The sequence below is a fragment of the Pseudomonadota bacterium genome (assembly GCA_018823135.1).
Taxonomy (GTDB): Bacteria; Desulfobacterota; Desulfobulbia; order Desulfobulbales; family CALZHT01; genus JAHJJF01.
This window is the reverse complement of sequence record JAHJJF010000070.1, coordinates 12,136-30,566: the sequence shown is the minus strand read 5'-3', so window position 1 is coordinate 30,566 and position 18,431 is coordinate 12,136. Positions and strand designations below refer to the sequence as shown.

The following is an 18,431-nucleotide window of genomic DNA, read 5'->3' as shown; positions in this document are numbered from 1 at the left end:
TTAATTGTCCGCCTCACCCATGATAGTTTGCAGCATTTCAACATGACGTGCAGTAACTCCCCGCTGCTCCGCAACAAGGGCCGCAGCATGTCTGCCCATCTCCTCACGCATCTTTTTATCTTTTAATAATCTGTGTGCCACTTCAAAAAGTTCGGCCTCATCTCTGGTCAGAAGCGCCCCTGCACAATTGAGAAGGCCTTGGGCGATCTCCAAGAAATCATTCATGTCAGGACCAAAAAGTACAGGCTTTCCGAATACCGCGGGCTCCAACGGATTATGCCCCCCCTGTTGCACAAGGCTTCCTCCGACAAATGCAATGTCACAAAAACTGTATACCCCGGCGAGTTCTCCGAGGGTGTCAAGAACCAGCAGATTACCGCCAGCAAGCATCGGCTCCTGCCTCCTTGAGGCGATAAATCCTTCCTGCCTGGCAAGCAGCGTCACGGGTTTGCCGCGCTCCACATTTCTCGGTGCGATGATCAGAAACAGATCCGGAAATTCCGTTATAAGTTTTCTGAAAACCCGCAGGATGATCTCCTCTTCTCCAGCATGGGTACTTCCTGCAACTATCACAGTCTTGTGATCCGGTATTCCGAAACTGCTTCGATCCTTGATCTGCCCTGATAAATCCCCCGGCATCACGGCATCGAATTTCAGATTGCCAAGCTTCAGAACCTTATGCCGGTCAACCCCGAGCTCGATCATATTATTGCAATCATTTTCCGTCTGCATGGTTATCAATTTAAAAGCCTTGAACATCGGCAGAAAAAACCATTTAAAACGCTTGTATCTGGTGAAGGAATCAGCGGAGATTCGCCCGTTGACAAGGATTGAAGGAATGCCCCTGATTTTTAGTTCATGCAGAAGATTCGGCCAGAAATCGGTTTCAACAAGGATGAACAGATCAGGCCTGATCCTGGAAACAACCCGGCGGACACTCCATAGGATGTCAAGGGGGTACGGCAGGAACAAATCCACACTGCCGGCCAGGATGTTCCGGGCATATGCCTCCCCGGAACGGGTAGTGGTGGAAAGAATTACCGTTCCCCGGGGATAGGCGTTCCTTATCGCTTTGACAAGGGTCTGGCAGGATGACACCTCGCCAACGGAAAGGGCATGGATCCATATCACCGGGGTTCCGGTGGAAAGGCTTCTGGCGCAATGGTCTATTCCAAAACCCAGACGGAAAAGTATTCTTCCCCGGTACTTCCTCTTGACCAGAACCATAAGCGCAAGCACCGGAAAAAAAATCGCAAGAAAGACCCATTGGATTACGTTGTACAATAAATACATGTCTGCTACTTTGGTACGCCTGAACTTGAAGTTATTAAGCTGACAAAACCGGTACATGAGAATAAATGGTATTTATCAGAGAATCAACCTTTTGCAGGATAATTCAACACATTACATCCTCTGCTTAATATCCAGTCGAGGCTCAGCTGACGCATCCTGCTTGCTGTTCGACGCGTCTGATGTGGTTGCGACTCAGTTACATAACGCTGCTATGCGCCGCCAGCCGAAACTTTCCGTCACATCAATCACCTTCGCAATCCTGCGACATTTCACTCTTACCTGGACACTCGTCACTTATGAACATTATCATTATTGAACAAAATGAAATAACCAATGACGTCATCCGCCTTTCGGATCGCAGAGCGGATCATGTAAGAGATGTCCTCCACTCTTCACCCGGCGACACCCTCAAAATCGGAATCCTGAACGGCCCCACCGGAGTCGGAACAGTGGAATCCATTAATCATCAATATATACAATTGCGTCTCGCTCAACTCAAGGAAACTCCACCCGCTCGACAAATTGATCTTATCCTGGCCCTTCCCAGACCCATTATGCTTAAAAGAATCCTCACCCAGGCAGTGACTCTGGGTGTGGGCCGAATCTATCTGATTAATGCAAACCGGGTTGAAAAAAGTTTTTTCCAGACCGCTCTCCTTGCAAAAGAAAACTACCTGCCACTGCTCATCCAGGGACTTGAACAGGCAATGATTACCAGGATGCCTGAGGTCAGTATTCATAAGCGCTTCAGGCCGTTTATCGAAGATATTCTGCCAATCGTCAGCAAAAACAATTCAATAAAAATAACCGCCCACCCGGAGGCCAGATTAAAACTCCATGAAGTTATCCCCTCGCGGTCTGAAGGAAATATTCTTCTGGCTGTCGGCCCTGAAGGTGGATGGAATGATTTTGAGATAGAAAAATTCAAGCAGGCGGGGTTCCAGATATTCACCATGGGACCCAGAATCCTCAAGGTTGATACAGCAATTATTGCTCTTCTTTCTCAAATCGATATTATCAGCGATTTACGAATGAAACAGACGACTCTCGACTGAAGTCGATAGCGTGAGGCACAAAGGCAGAAGGCATAAAGTGTAAAAATACAAGCACCACAAACAGATCGACAGTCATTGAGTGCCGTTACTTCTTCATATTGTATTTCTTTATTCCCTTTTACTCGGTGCCTTCTGCCTATGTGCCTGTTACTCATATTATAAACATGCTCAAAGCTGACCGTCTGAAGACGGTCTTAACCTTGACGCAAGACTAATAAACGCATTAAGAGCCTTCTTAACAATCAGCCCCTGGCCTTGATTCTACCGACCATTTTTTCCGTCAGATAGGTGAGCTCGCGGAGCTTTAAGAAGTAGAGGATAATTCCGTAGAGCAGCGCCCCGGAAAAGATACACAGTAAAAGCCCGAGGATATCAAAAACAACCCCCTTGCCCAGTGCCGGCATTATCCACTGTTTAACGCCAAAAATCCACACGCCCATAATTGAAGCTGCAGTCACCACTTTTCCAAACCCGGCAAAAAGATAGGAAAGGGAATACCCTCCAAGCTTCCGGTATAATACCGCACTCAGATAGATAAAATTAACGATCATCGCGCAGGAAATCGAAAATGCCAGGGCTTTATGCTGGAGATGATCGATGGTAAAAACCACCATAATAATGTTAACCGCAACCGCAAGAAAACTGCCGATCACCGGATAACGGGTGCTGTCAATGGTGTAAAAAACCGGCACGATTATTTTAACGCTGGAATAGGCAAAAAGACCGATTGTGTAAAATTGCAGGGCTTCCGCGGTTTTCGCAGTGGTAAAGGCATCGAATTTACCGTATTGAAAAATAATCCTGATAATCGGTTCGGCAAGAATAATCAATCCGACCATGGAAGGAATGGTCAGACAGAACGCCAAAGTAAGAGAAGAAGTATACGTCTCCTTCATTTTGGGGATATCTTTCACTGCCGCATATTTTGCAATAACCGGAAGCGTGGCAATTGAGATTGCCACCCCGAACACTCCAAGGGGAAATTGAAAAAGCCTGAATGCATAATTGAGCCATGAAAGACTTCCCTCTTCAAGGGACGATGCAAAAAAATTGTTCACAAAAATATTTATCTGGAAAGCCGCAAGCCCGACAACCGCAGGAACCATCAGCCTCAAAACCCGAATTAATCCCGGATCCCGGAGGTCAAGATTCGGTTTGAACCTGAAACCTGTCTTGTAGAGAGCCGGCAATTGACCGGCAAATTGCAACACACCGCCGATCAACGTGCCTACTGCCATGCCGACAATGGCCGGGTGGCCATACATGGGCAGAACCACCGCCAGGGTCACACCGCCGATAATCGATCCCAGATTGAAAAAACTGGATGATATTGAGGGGATGAAGAAGCGCCCCCGGGTATTGAGAATCCCCATGACAACAGAGGATAAGGAGATAAAAATCAGAAACGGAAACATGATTACCGTGAGTTTGGAGGTGAGTTCAACTTTTCCGGGTATCTGCTCAAAACTCGACTCGACAAGAAGGTCTACAAGGGGTTTGGCAAACACTATGCCAAGCAGAGTAATCAGGCTGAGCAATATTGTAATAAAGACCAGAATATTACCAACAAGCCGCAGGGTTTCCTCTTTGCCTTTATTGGTATCATAATCGGAAAATACCGTAACAAATGCAGCGCTCAACGCCCCTTCGCCAAACAAATCGCGCAACAGATTGGGAATTCTGAAAGCAACCACAAAGGCGTCGTAGGCAAAACCCGCCCCGAACAAAAAAGCAAAAACCTGCTCCCGCACCAGACCAAGGACTCTGCTGCACATAACAGCGGCGCCAACGGTGCCGGCGGAGCGGGATATTCTTCCAGTATCTTCAGCAGGTTTATCCATATTTTTTGTATACTTATTTTATTTTTAAAGATTGTCTAGTCTACAAAATTATTAATCAAAGGTTGCCCTCAAGCCCATACCCCCGGGAACAATATCAGTTTGGCGACAAGATAACAACTATCCTTTATTTCTTGCTGAAATACTTGCTTGACTTTGACATAACCTTCCGAATACTATACGTTCCTTTGATCGTTCAGATACCAAGCAATGTATTGTTCAACGGTCAAGGAACGCCACAATCTCATATTTCAACAATTTATTACGGGACTACTGACGATAAAAAACACAATTTATTACTAATTACATAAAATGGAAACGGAGGAGTACATGCAAGACATCAGTACTGTACGTAATGTGGCAATCTTCGGTCACGGAAAAAGCGGCAAAACATCCCTGGCAGAGGCCTTACTTTTCACAGCCGGCAAAACCACTCGTCTTGGAAAAGTGGATGACGGCTCCTCCGTTCTTGATTTTGAGCCAGAAGAGCTTAAAAGAAAAATCACCATCAATACCTCGTTTCATCAATACACCTGGAAAAAACATACTGTTTTCCTGCTGGACACCCCGGGTGACGACAACTTTATCAACGAATCCAAATTTGCAACCCAAGTCGCAGATTGTGCGTTATTCGTTATTGAAGGCCCCCTTGCAGTCAAATATCAGACTGAAAAAATCGCATCCTTTGTTGCCGAAAGAAACCTGCCGACCGTTATTTTTATTAATAAAATGGACAAGGACCGGGCCGATTTTGATCAGGCGATTGCTGATATAAAAAGCGAGCTCCCATTTAAAGTGGCCATCACCTGCCTTCCCATCGGTGCCGAGGCTGATTTCAAAGGCGTAGTTGATCTTGTCAAGAACAAGGCCTATCTCTTTGATGGTGACAAAGGAAAACTCAAAGAAACCCCTATTCCTGCTGAAATGCAGGTTCTTGTTGCATCACACCGCGAAACATTGATGGAAGATGTCGCGGAAACCGATGATGCGCTTATTGAAAAATTTCTCGAGGAAGGGGAATTGACCGAAGCCGATCTTAAATCCGGACTCAGCAAAGCCACAAAATCAGGATTGATCTGCCCAGTATGCGTTGGTGCGGCTCCCGGCAACAACGGCACGGAAATGCTGTTAAATATCATTAACGAACTGATGCCAGCTCCCAATGAAAGACCGGCGCGTTCCGGCATCGACCCCAAAACAGGAAATAGCATTGAACGCAAACCCCTGCTTGAGGAACCGTTTTCAGCACAGGTATTTAAAACCATGGCTGACCCCTACGCCGGCAGGCTTACAATTTTCAGGGTTTTTTCTGGAACATTAAACAGCGACAGCTTTTATAATGCCACAAAAGAGACCAACGAAAAATTCGGCCAGACTCTCATCATGGAAGGCAAAGAAAGCAAACAGGTTGACAGCGTTTATCCTGGAATGATCGCTGCGGTTTCCAAGCTTAAAGAAACGGTTACCGGCGACACCCTCTGCACCAAAGACGCGCCAATTCTCTTTGAAGAATTGGTCCCGGTAAAACCCAATATGTCCTTTGCGGTAAGCACTTCAAAAAAAGATGACGAAGATAAACTCTTTTCATCCATAACCAAGATGCTTGAAGAAGATCCAACCCTTAAATTAACCAGAGAACTCCAGACCAAAGAAATACTTCTTTCCGGTATCGGCCAGATTCACATTGAAGTTACCGGTGAAAAAATCAAACGCAAGTTCGGGGTGGAAATGGCCCTGCGTCCGCCCAAGGTGCCCTATAAGGAAACGATCAAAGGCAAGGCCAGGGTTCAGGGCAAACATAAGAAACAATCCGGCGGCCGTGGTCAGTTTGCTGATTCCTGGATCGAAATGGAACCAATGCCAAGGGGCGGCGGCTACGAATTTCAAGACAAAATCGTCGGCGGCGTTATTCCGAAAAATTATATTCCGGCAGTAGACAAAGGAATCCAGGAAGCCATGATTAAAGGCGTTCTGGCCGGTTATCCCACCGTTGACCTGAAAGTATCCCTTGTTGACGGCTCCTTCCACAACGTCGACTCTTCGGAGATGGCTTTCAAAATTTCCGGATCCCTGGCTTTTAAAAAGGCGGTGACCGAATCCCAGCCCGTTCTCCTGGAACCGATCATGAGTATGCAGATCAGAATGCCGAAAGACTGTGTCGGCGATGTTATCGGTGACTTGAACGGTCGCAGGGGAAAGGTCATGGGGATGGATTCGGAGGGGAAAAGCGAGATTGTCTCCGCACAGGCCCCCATGGCGGAAATACTCCAATATTCACCTGAATTAACTTCGATTACCGGTGGCCGTGGATCCTTTGATGTGGAATTTTCCCATTATGAAGAAATGCCCGGACAGCTTGCCGAAAAAGTCATTGCCGCGGCCAAGGCTGAAAACGAATAGCCCAACATCGCTCATCAACAGTATCACAGGAAAGCTTGATCTACTGAAAACAAGTTATTTATTGTATAAACCGCATTATTGGATCAACAACACATTGATGGCAGAGTAAAACATCATGAGGTCGCTTGATTGACACCCCTTACATGTGCAGTGCTTACAATCAGCACCAAGGGATCGCAGGGTTTGCGCGAGGATAAAAGCGGCCCGGCGATTGAACTGCTTCTCCGGGAGCATGGATTCACCGTAGTCGCCACTGAAATCGTCCCGGATCATCTGGACCTTATTCAATCCTTCCTGATTACCTGGACCGACATTCAGGCGATCGACCTGATTATCACCACCGGCGGAACCGGGGTGAGTCCAACAGATATCACTCCCGAAGCTACCAGAGAAGTAATCGACACGGTAATTCCAGGATTAAGCGAATTAATGCGGCTTGAAAGCGGCAAAAAAACCATGTATGCCGCTTTATCAAGGGGGATTTGCGGGATCCGGAAACAAAGCCTGATTGTAAATCTACCCGGAAGTGTCGACGGCGCAACCCATAACCTGCAGACGATACTTCCGGTTTTCTCCCATGCGATATACAAAATAAAGGGCGGCCAAGAAGACTGCAGCCCTGTTTAGCCTGTGCTTGCCTGGAAATAAAGGTTTTGGCTGGTCTTCTAGCCCTTAATAACCTCTACCTCCGGGGCTTTTCCAGGTTTCTGCGACGCTATTTTTCCTATTATAGTAGCCGACTCTCCAAGTGCCTCTAATTGCCCGATTACATCATCGGCAATATCCTTATCAACCACGACAACCATACCGATGCCACAGTTGAACGTCCGGCACATCTCTTCATCCGAAATCCGACCATTCTTTTGAAGAAAACTGAAAACCGGCGGAACATTCCAGCTTTTGCTGTTGATTACCGCTTTACAGCCCTGAGGCAGAACTCTCGGGATATTATCATAAAGCCCCCCGCCGGTAATATGTACGAACCCACCGATTTTGTAATGCTTGACCAGATTCAGCATCTGTTCACTGTATATTCGGGTCGGCCGAAGCAATTCTTCACCAAGAGTGCAACCGAATTCATCCATGTATTTATCAATGGCAAGGCCCATATCATCAAAACAAATCTTGCGAACCAGGGAATATCCGTTGCTGTGTATACCGCTTGACGCCATGCCGATGAGCACATCGCCAACTTTGATATCCGAGCCGTCAATTATTTTATCGCGTTCTGCAATGCCAACCACAAAACCGGCGAGATCATAATCTCCGGGCACATAAAGTCCCGGCATTTCTGCTGTTTCTCCGCCGATAAGCGAACATTTGGAAATCTTGCAGCCCTCGGCGATCCCCCGAACAACATCAGTGGCCACATCAAGATCAAGTTTGCCGATTGCAAAATAATCGAGAAAAAACAGGGGCTGCGCACCACTTACAGCAATATCGTTTACACACATTGCCACAAGATCAATGCCGATGGTGTCGTGCTTGCCACACATTGCGGCAATTTTAAGTTTTGTGCCGACCCCGTCGGTGGAAGACACCAGCACCGGGTCCTTATAACGATTTCCGCCCAACGCATACAGCCCACCGAATCCACCGATTCCGGAAAGGACTCCGCCATGAAAAGTCGAAGCGACAATCGGCTTGATATTTGTGATGAAATCATTGCCTTTATCGATATCTACGCCGGCCTCGGCATAACGTGATGATGGTTTGCTTTCGCTCATATTGTATGACCTGTTCCTGAATTATTAGAAGCTTTTCAATTAAGAGATATTACTAATGCATACCCGGACCGCCTCCGGCGGAAGGGGTCTGCACTCGCTTTGCTTGTTCATACGTAAAAAAATGGAATCCGCTATAAAGCCGCGCGAATTTAAAAAGGAAAAAGGCCCCTAAAAGCGGCCCCTAAAATGACTTTACATTGATAAAACATAATCTGGATTTTTAATGTCCAAGCAGTAAAAAGTCAACTTATTTCCTCAACCTTTAATCAGGATTTCACTCTTCTCGGCCTCGGATCATATAATTACAAATCACCGGGCAGCCTGAGGCGGTCTACTGCAAATCCCCATAAATGCCCATAAATTAATGAGCAGAATTATCACTGTCTATGAAAAAGCAAATTGTACCATATCCGCAGCTGTGATAGTTTATAAAATGAATAAAACAAGCTGATACCAGGTCCATGGACTCTTGCATGCATATTTTCAAATAAAGGATTATCAATGGATATTGAAGTTATTTCCAATGAATCAAAAAAAAACATTGTCCTTGCCGGGGATATTGGCGGGACCAAAACAAATTTAAGTCTGTTTGCCGGGCCGATCGCCGACATGACACTCATTACCGTTCGCTCTTACCCTTCACAGAACGCGGCACACCCCACAGACCTGATTGCCCAATTCCTCAGGGACGAAGGAAACATTAAACCGGTCAAAGCCTGTATCGGAGTCGCCGGCCCCGTGATTCAGGGAGTTGCACGAGCGGTTAATCTGCCATGGGATGTCGTTGAAGACGATTTCCGTTATCAGCTGAACCTGCCCCGATTAAAAATTGTAAATGACCTGGTCGCCATGGTTTATTCCATTCCCTATCTCAAGCAAAACCAGTTTATTGATTTAAAAAGCGATCACCCTGCGGACAACAACGGCAATATCGGACTTGTCGCCGCCGGAACCGGGCTCGGAGAAGCTCTGCTGATCCAGGATAACGGCCGTTTCGTCCCGTGTCCCTCAGAAGGCGGTCACAAGGATTTCGCTGCAACTTCAGAGCTGCAGTTCAGGCTTGCCAGTCATCTTTCCAAAAAATACGGCCATGTCAGCGTTGACAGAATCCTGTCAGGCAGAGGGCTCAAGGATGTTTACGATTTTTTCCTCACAGAAACCGGGACCGAAGCGCCCGAATGGATCAAATTTTTAATGAAAAAAGAAAATCCAAGCGCCGTTATTTCAACCATCGCCCTTGAAAAAAAAGACCCGGTGTGTCAAAAAACTCTGGAACTTTTTGTAAGTGTGTATGGCGCAGAAGCGGGCAACCTTGCCCTCCAGGGAATGACCACCTCCGGAATGTATATCGGCGGCGGCATTGCGCCACAAATAATCGAGGCGCTGCAAACCGAGACTTTTATCAATGCGTTTCACAACAAAGGAAGACTGGAAAATCTTCTCCGGCAGATCCCGGTTCGCCTGATAATCGATCCCCAGGCGCCACTTTGGGGGGCGGCAGCTTTGGCCTTAAAAATATGTGATTGATTTCTTACCGCCTTGAATTAGTTATAATTAATGCTTATTAATCAATCTAATGTTAGACACCCTCATCAAATCTTATACCAATTACTCGATGTTTGATGAGAAAACTCCCATCTTTTTATGTATCAACAGATACCAAAATTTTGTGGCCAATAAACACTGGAGGATATAAACAATGCTGAATGCCAACGCATGCATGAAATATGTTGATGAAAAACATTACTGCAAATATTGCAACACGCTCCTCTCCTGCTGCAACACACCGCCGTTTCATGTTGGAGACGGATTAGGCTGGGGAACTGATATTTTTTTCGTCTGCCTCAATGACGAATGCTCGCTCTTTGCAAATGGATGGGAGCAGGTGGACGTCCAATACGGCCACACCGGATCATTTAGATATGTGCTTCTTCCCGGGAATACCACCGGCGAAGCAATGATGGTCGGCGGCAGGGATGCTTTCAAGGGCTGTGAAATTGACCTGGATGCGATGAAAAAACAGGACACGCGTTATGCCGAAGAAAAAAAGGCCACAGCACTCCTCGATACCTGTGTCGCCGAAAAAAACCTTGCGCCGGTTTTGCACCTGATCACCAACGAAGCCGCAGCTCCGGAAGCCCGCCACCAGGCCGCAGATCTGCTTATAGAATTGAATGACCTGGCTTGCATTGACCCAATCAGAAATCACACATTTCGAAATACCGACCTTGAGCAAAAAACCAATATGGCGATCATTGAATTACTCAAAGCGAATTTCAAAAAAGAATGCCCATACTGCAGCGAGATAATCAAGGCCCAGGCGAAAACCTGCATGCACTGTAACAAAGATGTATAATTACCGGGCCGGCTTTCCCATTACTTTGCGCTTGCCAAAAATCAACCAATCTATTATGTTCGGTTTCGTTAATTAAATAGCTGTTATTTTTTTGCTGCTGCCAAAGCGGGAATAAACTTCCAGTATAATTAACTTTTGACTCAATGGTGGGCGTGGCTCAGTTGGTTAGAGCACCGGGTTGTGGCCTCGGAGGCCGGGGGTTCAAGTCCCCTCGCTCACCCCAGAATATACAAAGGGTTGCAGATTATTTCTGTAACCCTTTTTTTCGTTGCAAGCTAACCCGGACATTTCACGAGTCCGGCGGGTTAAAAATTCGAGGTTCAAAGCAAATGCGGATTGATCGGCCCCCTCGTTGAGTGAGTACTCATGAGAACAGCAACAGCGAGTGCATTCCTCGTAGCTCGGAGTTAAAGTTTATCTGCTGCGCTGGCTTCAACAAAAAAACCACTGGCCAGAAACAAGTTTGATTTCAAGCAAATTCTTGGCAAAGTGCCGATACTGTCGACGAATTAGTAAGTTATAGAGCCTTTTCAGATGTCATGAAACATTCGGGGGTAGACTGAAGTGGAATCGGAACCTCAACTTAAATGCATCTCCTGCGGAAATGAGGCCAGACTCAAAGGCCGCTGAAGTGATGCGCGTGTGGTCTGCACGGAGTGCGGACAGGACTTTCCTGCTGATGCTTACGGCGAACAGATTTCAAGCTGGTTGGATCTGGTTTGTGAACATTACTCCTCGGACTGCCCCACCGAATCGACTTAATTAACAGATATAATCTGTATCCCTAAAGCTTCCAGAAACATTTATTGAAACCCTTCGTACCTCGGTTTTTCAGAGCCCAAACGGCTCAAACACCGATATCCGAAAATATCCCTGAAACAGATCGCTTATCAGCGCTTACTGAAAATATTCGGAGTGCTCATGCCGTTCTTTGAGCGGTTTGATAATTCTATCCAGACTCTCTGCTTGACTTTCAGCAACTGTCCCGGAAAATTCCTCGGCAATTACCGGTATATATATATCGAATGTCGTACCCTTTCCAGGATGACTGGTAATTGCAATATATCCTTCATGCTCTTTAATGATTCCATACACCATGGCAAGACCGAGCCCTGTTCCCTTACCTTCCTCTTTCGTTGAAAAAAACGGTTCAAAAACCCTTTCGATATTTTCGGCAGGAATCCCCATTCCCGAGTCGGTAACTGAAATATGAACATATTGACCCGGCTTGACTGCCGCATCAATATCCAGGTCACGGGCAGTAAGCTCTGTAGTATCCGTTTTTATTCTTAATTCCCCGCCCTTTGGCATGGCGTCACGCCCATTCAGAATCAGATTCATCAGGACCTGCTCAAGCTGGGTCGCATCCCCGCGGATGGGCGGCAACGGCTCCTGGCGCTGCTTGATGAGCTTGATACTTTTGGGGAGCAGACTGGAAAGCATTTCGCAGGTATCGTCAATAACGTTGTTGCAGTTCAATGCTGCTGATTCGGAAACCCCTCTTCTGGCAAAACTGAGAAGTTTGGACACAATTTGTGTACCACGACGGCCAGCTTGCTCGATAATTTTGAGATTAGCGCCAATAAAATCATCTAAATTATCCATGCGCAGCATGACTTCAGTCATTGTAATGATTGAAGTGAGAATATTCTTGAAATCATGAGAAATTCCACCTGCAAGCTGGCCGATAGAATCCATCTTCTGAGAATGGAGCAATTGATTCTGCATCTTCTTTTTATCGGTAATATCACGGTGAAATGACTGGATGAGCACAGTTCCATCAACCTCGATTGCCCTGGTGCTGACTTCAACAGATATCAGGTTCCCTTGCTTGGTAATATGACGTGCTTCAAAAATACAGGATTCACCCTCAAGGATTCGCCGATAGCGTTGCGCAAAAAGGCTGTCATCCTTATCTCTCTGCAACAATCTGATATTCGAACCAATCAAGGTATCTCTTGGAAAACCATGCATTTCACAGGCTTTTTTGTTGGCATTAACAATGGTGCCGTCCTTATCCATGATGACAATTCCGTCATTTGCCTGCTCGAAAAGCTCTCGAAGCATTATTTCCGATTTATTTAATTCCCGGGTCCGGGCATCCACCAATTGCTCAAGGTTATCAGAATAATCCTCAAGCTTATTCTTATCTTCATCGAGGTCATATTGTAACCCCAGGGAATTAATAAGATTATACTGACTTAAAGACCGCCAGAACATTGCTATGATAATTGTGGTGAGCAGAAAGAAATTATTATTTATGAAAACCGGAATATCCTGAATGGTATCAAAGAGAAGTATCGGCACCAGATAGATGGAATAAACGGTCAGACCAATGATTAAAGAAAGCCCGAATCCCAGTGGTAGCAACCCTAAAAGACCGATCACCATGAGACATTGGCCTGCATAATAGGGTGACCTGTGGCCGCCAAGGCGGAGAATCATTATTTCAATGACCGCCGCAGACATTGCAGCACAGATAACGATAATTGCGGCATTGATCTTTCTGCTGGTTTCGCGATCCTTCTTAAGAAGTTGGCTGTTTAGAGGGTATAAGGCAACCAGGAAAATTGCTATAGCAATACGTAAGAGGAGAAATTTTTGAAAATTTTCCGGAGTGACTAAATAATCCAACACCCCAAGAAATAAGAAGATTATCGCTCCAAGAAGAAGCAATACCCCTGACCAATAGTGGGTCAGGCCGAAAAGTTGCTCTCTGATGTATTCTTCTTTGCTCAAAATACTTTCCGCGAATTTAACGTCGTCTTTTCTTTGTCATATAAATTATATCCAGGAAAATCCGAATGAAAAAAATGGGCGTTTTTAGAGAGTAATTATGGACACACAGTACCATAACTATCTAAAAACGCCCATTTTTTTCTTGTTCAGCCTTCAGGATATAAGTGTATTAAATGTCATCTCCCTCCGGCATTTACTCTTTCATTCATTAGCATACCGTCAAATTTCAACATTTATTCAGACTCTGCTGATTTGTTAATGGAATAGAAAATGATAACTCCGGTGCTATTGCGCTTGATTTCTATGGATTCTTCAGGGATTCCGGCTTTAGCGACTAAGTCCCGGCTCTCATCAAAGGTCCGCTTATAAAATGCATCCCAATCAAGCATCCAGGTATACTCCTGGCTGACATATTTATCACAGTCCTTAAAAACCGCGATTAATTTCCCACCCGGAGTCAAAAGGGCATAGAGCGACTTAAGAAGCCTGATCAAAACGTTATCTTCAAGATAGTCAAGGAGGCCAATACTGTAAATGACATCCTGCGGACCAAATTCCTTCATATTTCGTTTATGGCTGATCATCCTCAACGCATTGTATTGCCTGAGAGTTACCTGAGGAAGAATATCAGCATATGAAAGTCTTGACGCTGAATAATTTAATGCTTCGGAATCAAAGTCAACACAAGTGACATTTGCTCCCGACATTTTAATCAAAGGGGCAATCTCAAATATTTCCCTGGACGAACCGCAACCGATGTTAAGAATCTTCGGGGCGTCTCTTTCATAAAGCTCTGCTTTTAACAATTCACGCATAAGCAGCATTCTATCCCTTATGCCAACGGCCAGATCAGCTGTAAGAAATTTCATATCAAGAAAATAACCGACCCCAAGAGATTTCGGAGAATTCCGGTAAACGTCTTCTATTATTGTATGATCACCAGGATAGCCGAAGGGCCATGTTCGTGCATGTAACGCCAACTTACTTTTTGTAATTACAGATTGGGTTTTTTTGTGAAATTCCAGCCGCTTTTCGCGTAATAAATCCTTATTATCCGCAAGGAGTTCATCAATCTTCATACATACCTGGCAAATATCATGGACTGCTGCATACGTTTCTTTGAGTAATTCATCTTTGCTTTCAGAGGGTTTTTGGCTCCTGATGTCAATTGCATTAAGCCGGCTGCATAAATCATCCGTGGCCCGATCCAATACCTCAAACCATCCGGACACATCATCCCGTGTTAAAGGCAGAAATGATTTCTCACCATAAAACGCCAGTTTATTTTCTACCGCAACACCCCCTCGATCCATTTGGCCCATCGGAAACCTCCATGAGAAATTTCAATTATTCGAAATTGTTGCATGAAAACCCAGTTGTCATTTCAATTTAAAATTTAAATGCTCCAATTGTCGGAATTAATGCGGAACAGTTGTTTGCATTGATGACGCGCTGCTTAATTTGCAATTACAATGCCACTGCCACGCGACACAAGCATTAATCACTACAACAGAAGATAACAAGTTGATAATATAAGATAATTCTTAAGTACTACTTTGTGGTATTCGATGGCTTAGCTTTGCTTCGCGACTCATGGGAAAATAAAAACGATGCAGATATTGCCGCTTTGGATTACTACATGTGGGAAAAATTGACTCTTTTGATGGCTGCAGACCTGACCGTTATGCAGTGTTGCAGGTATACAAGGCTATAACAGGGGATGTTCTCGATATCTAAAAACTGAAAATTAAGAAGTTTATGGAAAACCTTTGCCCTGAAGGTCACCTTTGACGCTCCTATTTATTCGCATTAACTCCGGAATCGACAAATATTACCAAAGTCACCTTCATTTTAGTAATCTTTATAGTATTATTAACCAAATCCAAATGATATAATTTACAAATACTTCCTTGAAATTAACTAAGAAAAAACCACAGACAAAACCGGGTAATCATGTTTACCGAAAAACGAAAACATTCACGCCTCAACATTGAAATCCAGGCAAAGTTAATTTTTCCTGACGGACAACACTTTACCGGCTCAACCGAAGATATCAGTTTCGGCGGCGTTTTTTTCACCTGTCCTGAACTTGCAGAAACCACATACAGAAAAAACTGCCTTCTACAACTCATTCTTGCCTCCGGATCCGACTCAGATCTTATTCTCGATATCGAAAGCAAAATAGTCCGCGCAACTGAATCAGGAGTCGGAATACTCTTTCAATCAATCGAATATACCGATTACAGGCATTTTGAAAAGATTATGGTTTTCAATTCACCTGATCCGGAGAGATTAAAAGAGGAACTGGAAGAAAATCCCGGGCTGATGGTCAATACACCGACTGAATAGAAATTTTACGGATATAATGGAGAAATAACTAGAAGTCTAAAATCAACAGACCTGCCCCTCAATCAGTTTGCTGGTGACCAATCCGTAAAATCCTCCCGCATCCCGACTGTGTTCAAAATACCACCCCAAATGCGTTAAACAACTGCTGCAAACCGAAAAGCACCACGAATAACCTTCAAACCAGGTAAAATAAAAAGATTTCCCGCCATGATTGTGACTTCCCTTTGCCGATGAGAAGCAACCGATATCATAAATGACCCCCTCAGGATTATAAAAGGTGTGTCGGTGAGCGCCATTAATCTCAATTTTTTTCTTTGCCGAGGTTATTTGGAAATTACATCTTTTACATAGAATTCGATAATCTATTTCATCTCTTCCCCGTGTCTCATCCTGAAGATCAACCAGCCCCATTATATCATTGCCGCCAAGCTCCTTCAGTGCCAGAAATGGCTGGGGTTTGTAATAAAAAATATGGCTGCTGATAATATTATTCATTGTTCAATTCATTTATCGATGAAAGAGATCAATCGCTTTTGCGTTCAACTGAACATGATCAGGAAAACTATGCTTCTTGGGTGCATTAACCAAATCATAATATTATTGATTACTGCGAGCCAACAAGCGAATCTCATAAAAGACATTTCAGCAGAAATATCCCTCGGGTGGTAACCAGCTGCGTCCGGAGTACTTACTTTGCTGTGAGGTTTTTTCTAATATTTGAAACTAAATAATAATACACCCCGAAATTTTCTAATTTAAATATATTTTTTTATTGACTGCTATATCACTCTTTGCTAATATAGTAGTTAAGGATTTAATTAATTACTTAACGGCGCCACAGCGCCTTCTTTTTCACAAACATATTTAGAATATCCTACTATTCTAAATAACCTGAAAGGGCTCAGCCCACAGTATAAGGAGATAAAAAATGAAAAGGATCACAAAGCTTATCATTGCACTCTTCCTGGTAGCATTCACTGCATCTACTGTTGTTGCAGCACAGGGAAACCCCAAAAAAGGCAAGTTTCTCTACAAGAAAAACTGCAAAACCTGTCATGTCAAAGACGGCGACGGCGCAGAATTAACCCCGGTATCAAAGACACAAAATCAGTGGACACGCTTTTTCGAAAAAGACAAGCACAAGAAAAACCCCGAATCCTTCAACAATCTTTCTGAAAAAGACATCCGAGATATCCAACAATTTCTAATTGACCATGCTGCTGATTCAGCTTCTCCGCAACTCTGTGGTTGATAGAGGTGACACAATGATTGCTGCAAAAAAAACTATTTGCATATTGATGCTGACATTTTTCGCGTCAATAACATTATCAACCACCCTTGTCGTTGCGGCAGATTCAGAGCATACTTCGTTCATAACCGGTCCGATCAGTTCAGGCCCTGAGGCAACAAAACAATGCCTGGAATGTCACGAGAAACAAGCTGATTCCGTCATGATGTCAACTCATTGGACCTGGTCAATGAAACAGGAAATCAATGGCAAAACCGTAGAGCGTGGCAAGAAAAACGCCATCAATAATTTCTGCACCTCGGTGGCCGGCAACTGGCCGCGCTGTACCAGCTGCCACATTGGCTATGGCTGGAAAGACGCGTCCTTTGATTTTAAAGATAAAACTGCAGTGGATTGCCTGGTCTGCCATGACACCACAGGAACCTATGTAAAAGAGTCCACTGGTGCAGGGATGCCCGGAAGTAAAGTAGACCTTTTACATGTCGCACAAAATGTTGGCAAACCGGTCAGAGATAACTGCGGCGTTTGTCATTTTTTCGGCGGTGGTGGCGATGCGGTGAAACATGGCGATCTTGATTCCTCAATGTCGTATCCCGACAAAGCAACTGATGTGCATATGGACGCCGAAGGAAACGATTTTTCATGCCAGAAATGCCACACAACCGAATCGCATAAAATTGCCGGACATGCGATGAGTGTAACCCCCGGCGGCAAAGATCATGTCGGCTGTGAAAATTGCCATGATCAGGCACCGCATGCTGAGTCCAGGTTGAATGCCCATGCAGGTAAAGTGGCCTGCCAGACTTGCCACATTCCGTTTTATGCTAAAAACATCCCAACAAAACTCTCATGGGACTGGTCTACAGCCGGTCAGGATCTTGAATCGTCTCTTGATCAATACGGCAAACATTCCTATATGAAGAAAAAGGGATCCTTCACCTGGGGTAAAATGGTGGAACCGGAATATGCCTGGTATAATGGTCACGCTGGCGCTTACATGCCTGGAGATAAAATGGATCCTGAAAAAATTACCAGCCTCACTTATCCCCTTGGCGACCGGAATGATTCGAATGCAAAAATATATCCTTTCAAGGTCCATCGCGGAAAACAGATATATGATTCCAAAAACAATATTTTCATTACCGCAAAGGTGTTTGGAGACGGCGGTTATTGGAAGGACTTCGATTGGGATAAGGCCGCTCGACTGGGCATGCAGGCAAGCGGCCTCGGCTACAGTGGAGAATACGCCTTTGCTTCCACGGAAATGTTCTGGCGGATCAACCATATGGTTTCTCCGAAGGAACAGGCTTTAAATTGCCTAGACTGTCATGGAGATTCTGGCCGCATGCCTTGGAAAAAACTCGGCTATGACGGCGATCCAATGAACAGCAAAACTTCAGGACAAACACCTGCAAATTGATTTTT

14 protein-coding genes and 1 tRNA gene are annotated in these 18,431 nt (G+C 44.9%); 9 read left to right on the top strand and 6 right to left on the bottom strand.

All coding sequences use genetic code 11. From position 1 onward, the window contains the following. Complete coding sequence (locus tag KKE17_07360; protein MBU1709805.1) at positions 1-1,284, bottom strand: 3-deoxy-D-manno-octulosonic acid transferase; 1,284 nt, start codon at positions 1,282-1,284, stop codon at positions 1-3. A 305-nt stretch (positions 1,285-1,589) separates the two neighbouring features. Here KKE17_07360 and KKE17_07355 point away from each other — a divergent pair, with 305 nt between their 5' ends. After that, positions 1,590-2,348, top strand: coding sequence for a 16S rRNA (uracil(1498)-N(3))-methyltransferase (locus tag KKE17_07355; protein ID MBU1709804.1), 759 nt, complete (start codon positions 1,590-1,592; stop codon positions 2,346-2,348). Between the two features lie 242 nt (positions 2,349-2,590). On the opposite strand, the gene murJ is transcribed toward KKE17_07355, so the two are convergent. Beyond that, the gene (gene murJ / locus KKE17_07350) at positions 2,591-4,189 is read right to left on the bottom strand and encodes a murein biosynthesis integral membrane protein MurJ (GenBank protein MBU1709803.1); all 1,599 of its coding nucleotides are present in this window, start codon (positions 4,187-4,189) and stop codon (positions 2,591-2,593) included. 327 nt (positions 4,190-4,516) lie between these two features. Between murJ and fusA the strand changes: the two genes are divergently transcribed. Both fusA and KKE17_07340 read left to right on the top strand, forming a co-directional pair. Beyond that, the gene (gene fusA, locus KKE17_07345; protein ID MBU1709802.1) at positions 4,517-6,586 is read left to right on the top strand and encodes an elongation factor G; all 2,070 of its coding nucleotides are present in this window, start codon (positions 4,517-4,519) and stop codon (positions 6,584-6,586) included. 129 nt (positions 6,587-6,715) lie between these two features. After that, positions 6,716-7,213: a MogA/MoaB family molybdenum cofactor biosynthesis protein gene (locus tag KKE17_07340; GenBank protein ID MBU1709801.1), complete on the top strand. Its 498-nt coding sequence runs from the start codon at positions 6,716-6,718 to the stop codon at positions 7,211-7,213. Positions 7,214-7,251: 38 nt separating this feature from the next. Here KKE17_07340 and purM read toward each other — a convergent pair whose 3' ends face one another. After that, positions 7,252-8,313, bottom strand: coding sequence for a phosphoribosylformylglycinamidine cyclo-ligase (gene purM, locus KKE17_07335; protein MBU1709800.1), 1,062 nt, complete (start codon positions 8,311-8,313; stop codon positions 7,252-7,254). A gap of 501 nt (positions 8,314-8,814) precedes the next feature. Between purM and glk the strand changes: the two genes are divergently transcribed. The 3 genes from glk to KKE17_07320 all read left to right on the top strand — a co-directional run bounded on the left by glk (position 8,815) and on the right by KKE17_07320 (position 10,892). Next, positions 8,815-9,840 (top strand): glucokinase, encoded by a 1,026-nt coding sequence (glk, locus tag KKE17_07330; protein ID MBU1709799.1) that lies wholly within the window; start codon positions 8,815-8,817, stop codon positions 9,838-9,840. A 172-nt stretch (positions 9,841-10,012) separates the two neighbouring features. Further along, positions 10,013-10,669, top strand: coding sequence for a zinc ribbon domain-containing protein (locus KKE17_07325; protein ID MBU1709798.1), 657 nt, complete (start codon positions 10,013-10,015; stop codon positions 10,667-10,669). A gap of 146 nt (positions 10,670-10,815) precedes the next feature. Further along, positions 10,816-10,892: transfer RNA gene (locus tag KKE17_07320), tRNA-His, on the top strand. A 674-nt stretch (positions 10,893-11,566) separates the two neighbouring features. Here KKE17_07320 and KKE17_07315 read toward each other — a convergent pair. Then, positions 11,567-13,408: a PAS domain S-box protein gene (locus KKE17_07315; protein ID MBU1709797.1), complete on the bottom strand. Its 1,842-nt coding sequence runs from the start codon at positions 13,406-13,408 to the stop codon at positions 11,567-11,569. Positions 13,409-13,641: 233 nt separating this feature from the next. Continuing rightward, positions 13,642-14,730, bottom strand: coding sequence for a class I SAM-dependent methyltransferase (locus KKE17_07310; GenBank protein MBU1709796.1), 1,089 nt, complete (start codon positions 14,728-14,730; stop codon positions 13,642-13,644). Between the two features lie 631 nt (positions 14,731-15,361). Here KKE17_07310 and KKE17_07305 point away from each other — a divergent pair. After that, positions 15,362-15,757: a PilZ domain-containing protein gene (locus KKE17_07305; GenBank protein ID MBU1709795.1), complete on the top strand. Its 396-nt coding sequence runs from the start codon at positions 15,362-15,364 to the stop codon at positions 15,755-15,757. A 42-nt stretch (positions 15,758-15,799) separates the two neighbouring features. On the opposite strand, the gene KKE17_07300 is transcribed toward KKE17_07305, so the two are convergent. Beyond that, the gene (locus KKE17_07300) at positions 15,800-16,252 is read right to left on the bottom strand and encodes a hypothetical protein (protein ID MBU1709794.1); all 453 of its coding nucleotides are present in this window, start codon (positions 16,250-16,252) and stop codon (positions 15,800-15,802) included. A gap of 433 nt (positions 16,253-16,685) precedes the next feature. Here KKE17_07300 and KKE17_07295 point away from each other — a divergent pair, with 433 nt between their 5' ends. Together KKE17_07295 and KKE17_07290 are read left to right on the top strand one after the other, a co-directional pair. Beyond that, positions 16,686-17,009 carry a c-type cytochrome gene (locus KKE17_07295; GenBank protein ID MBU1709793.1) on the top strand — a complete coding sequence of 108 codons (324 nt, stop codon included), beginning with the start codon at positions 16,686-16,688 and terminating at the stop codon, positions 17,007-17,009. A 46-nt stretch (positions 17,010-17,055) separates the two neighbouring features. Next, the gene (locus KKE17_07290) at positions 17,056-18,426 is read left to right on the top strand and encodes a tetrathionate reductase family octaheme c-type cytochrome (GenBank protein ID MBU1709792.1); all 1,371 of its coding nucleotides are present in this window, start codon (positions 17,056-17,058) and stop codon (positions 18,424-18,426) included. The last annotated feature ends 5 nt before the right edge of the window (positions 18,427-18,431 follow it).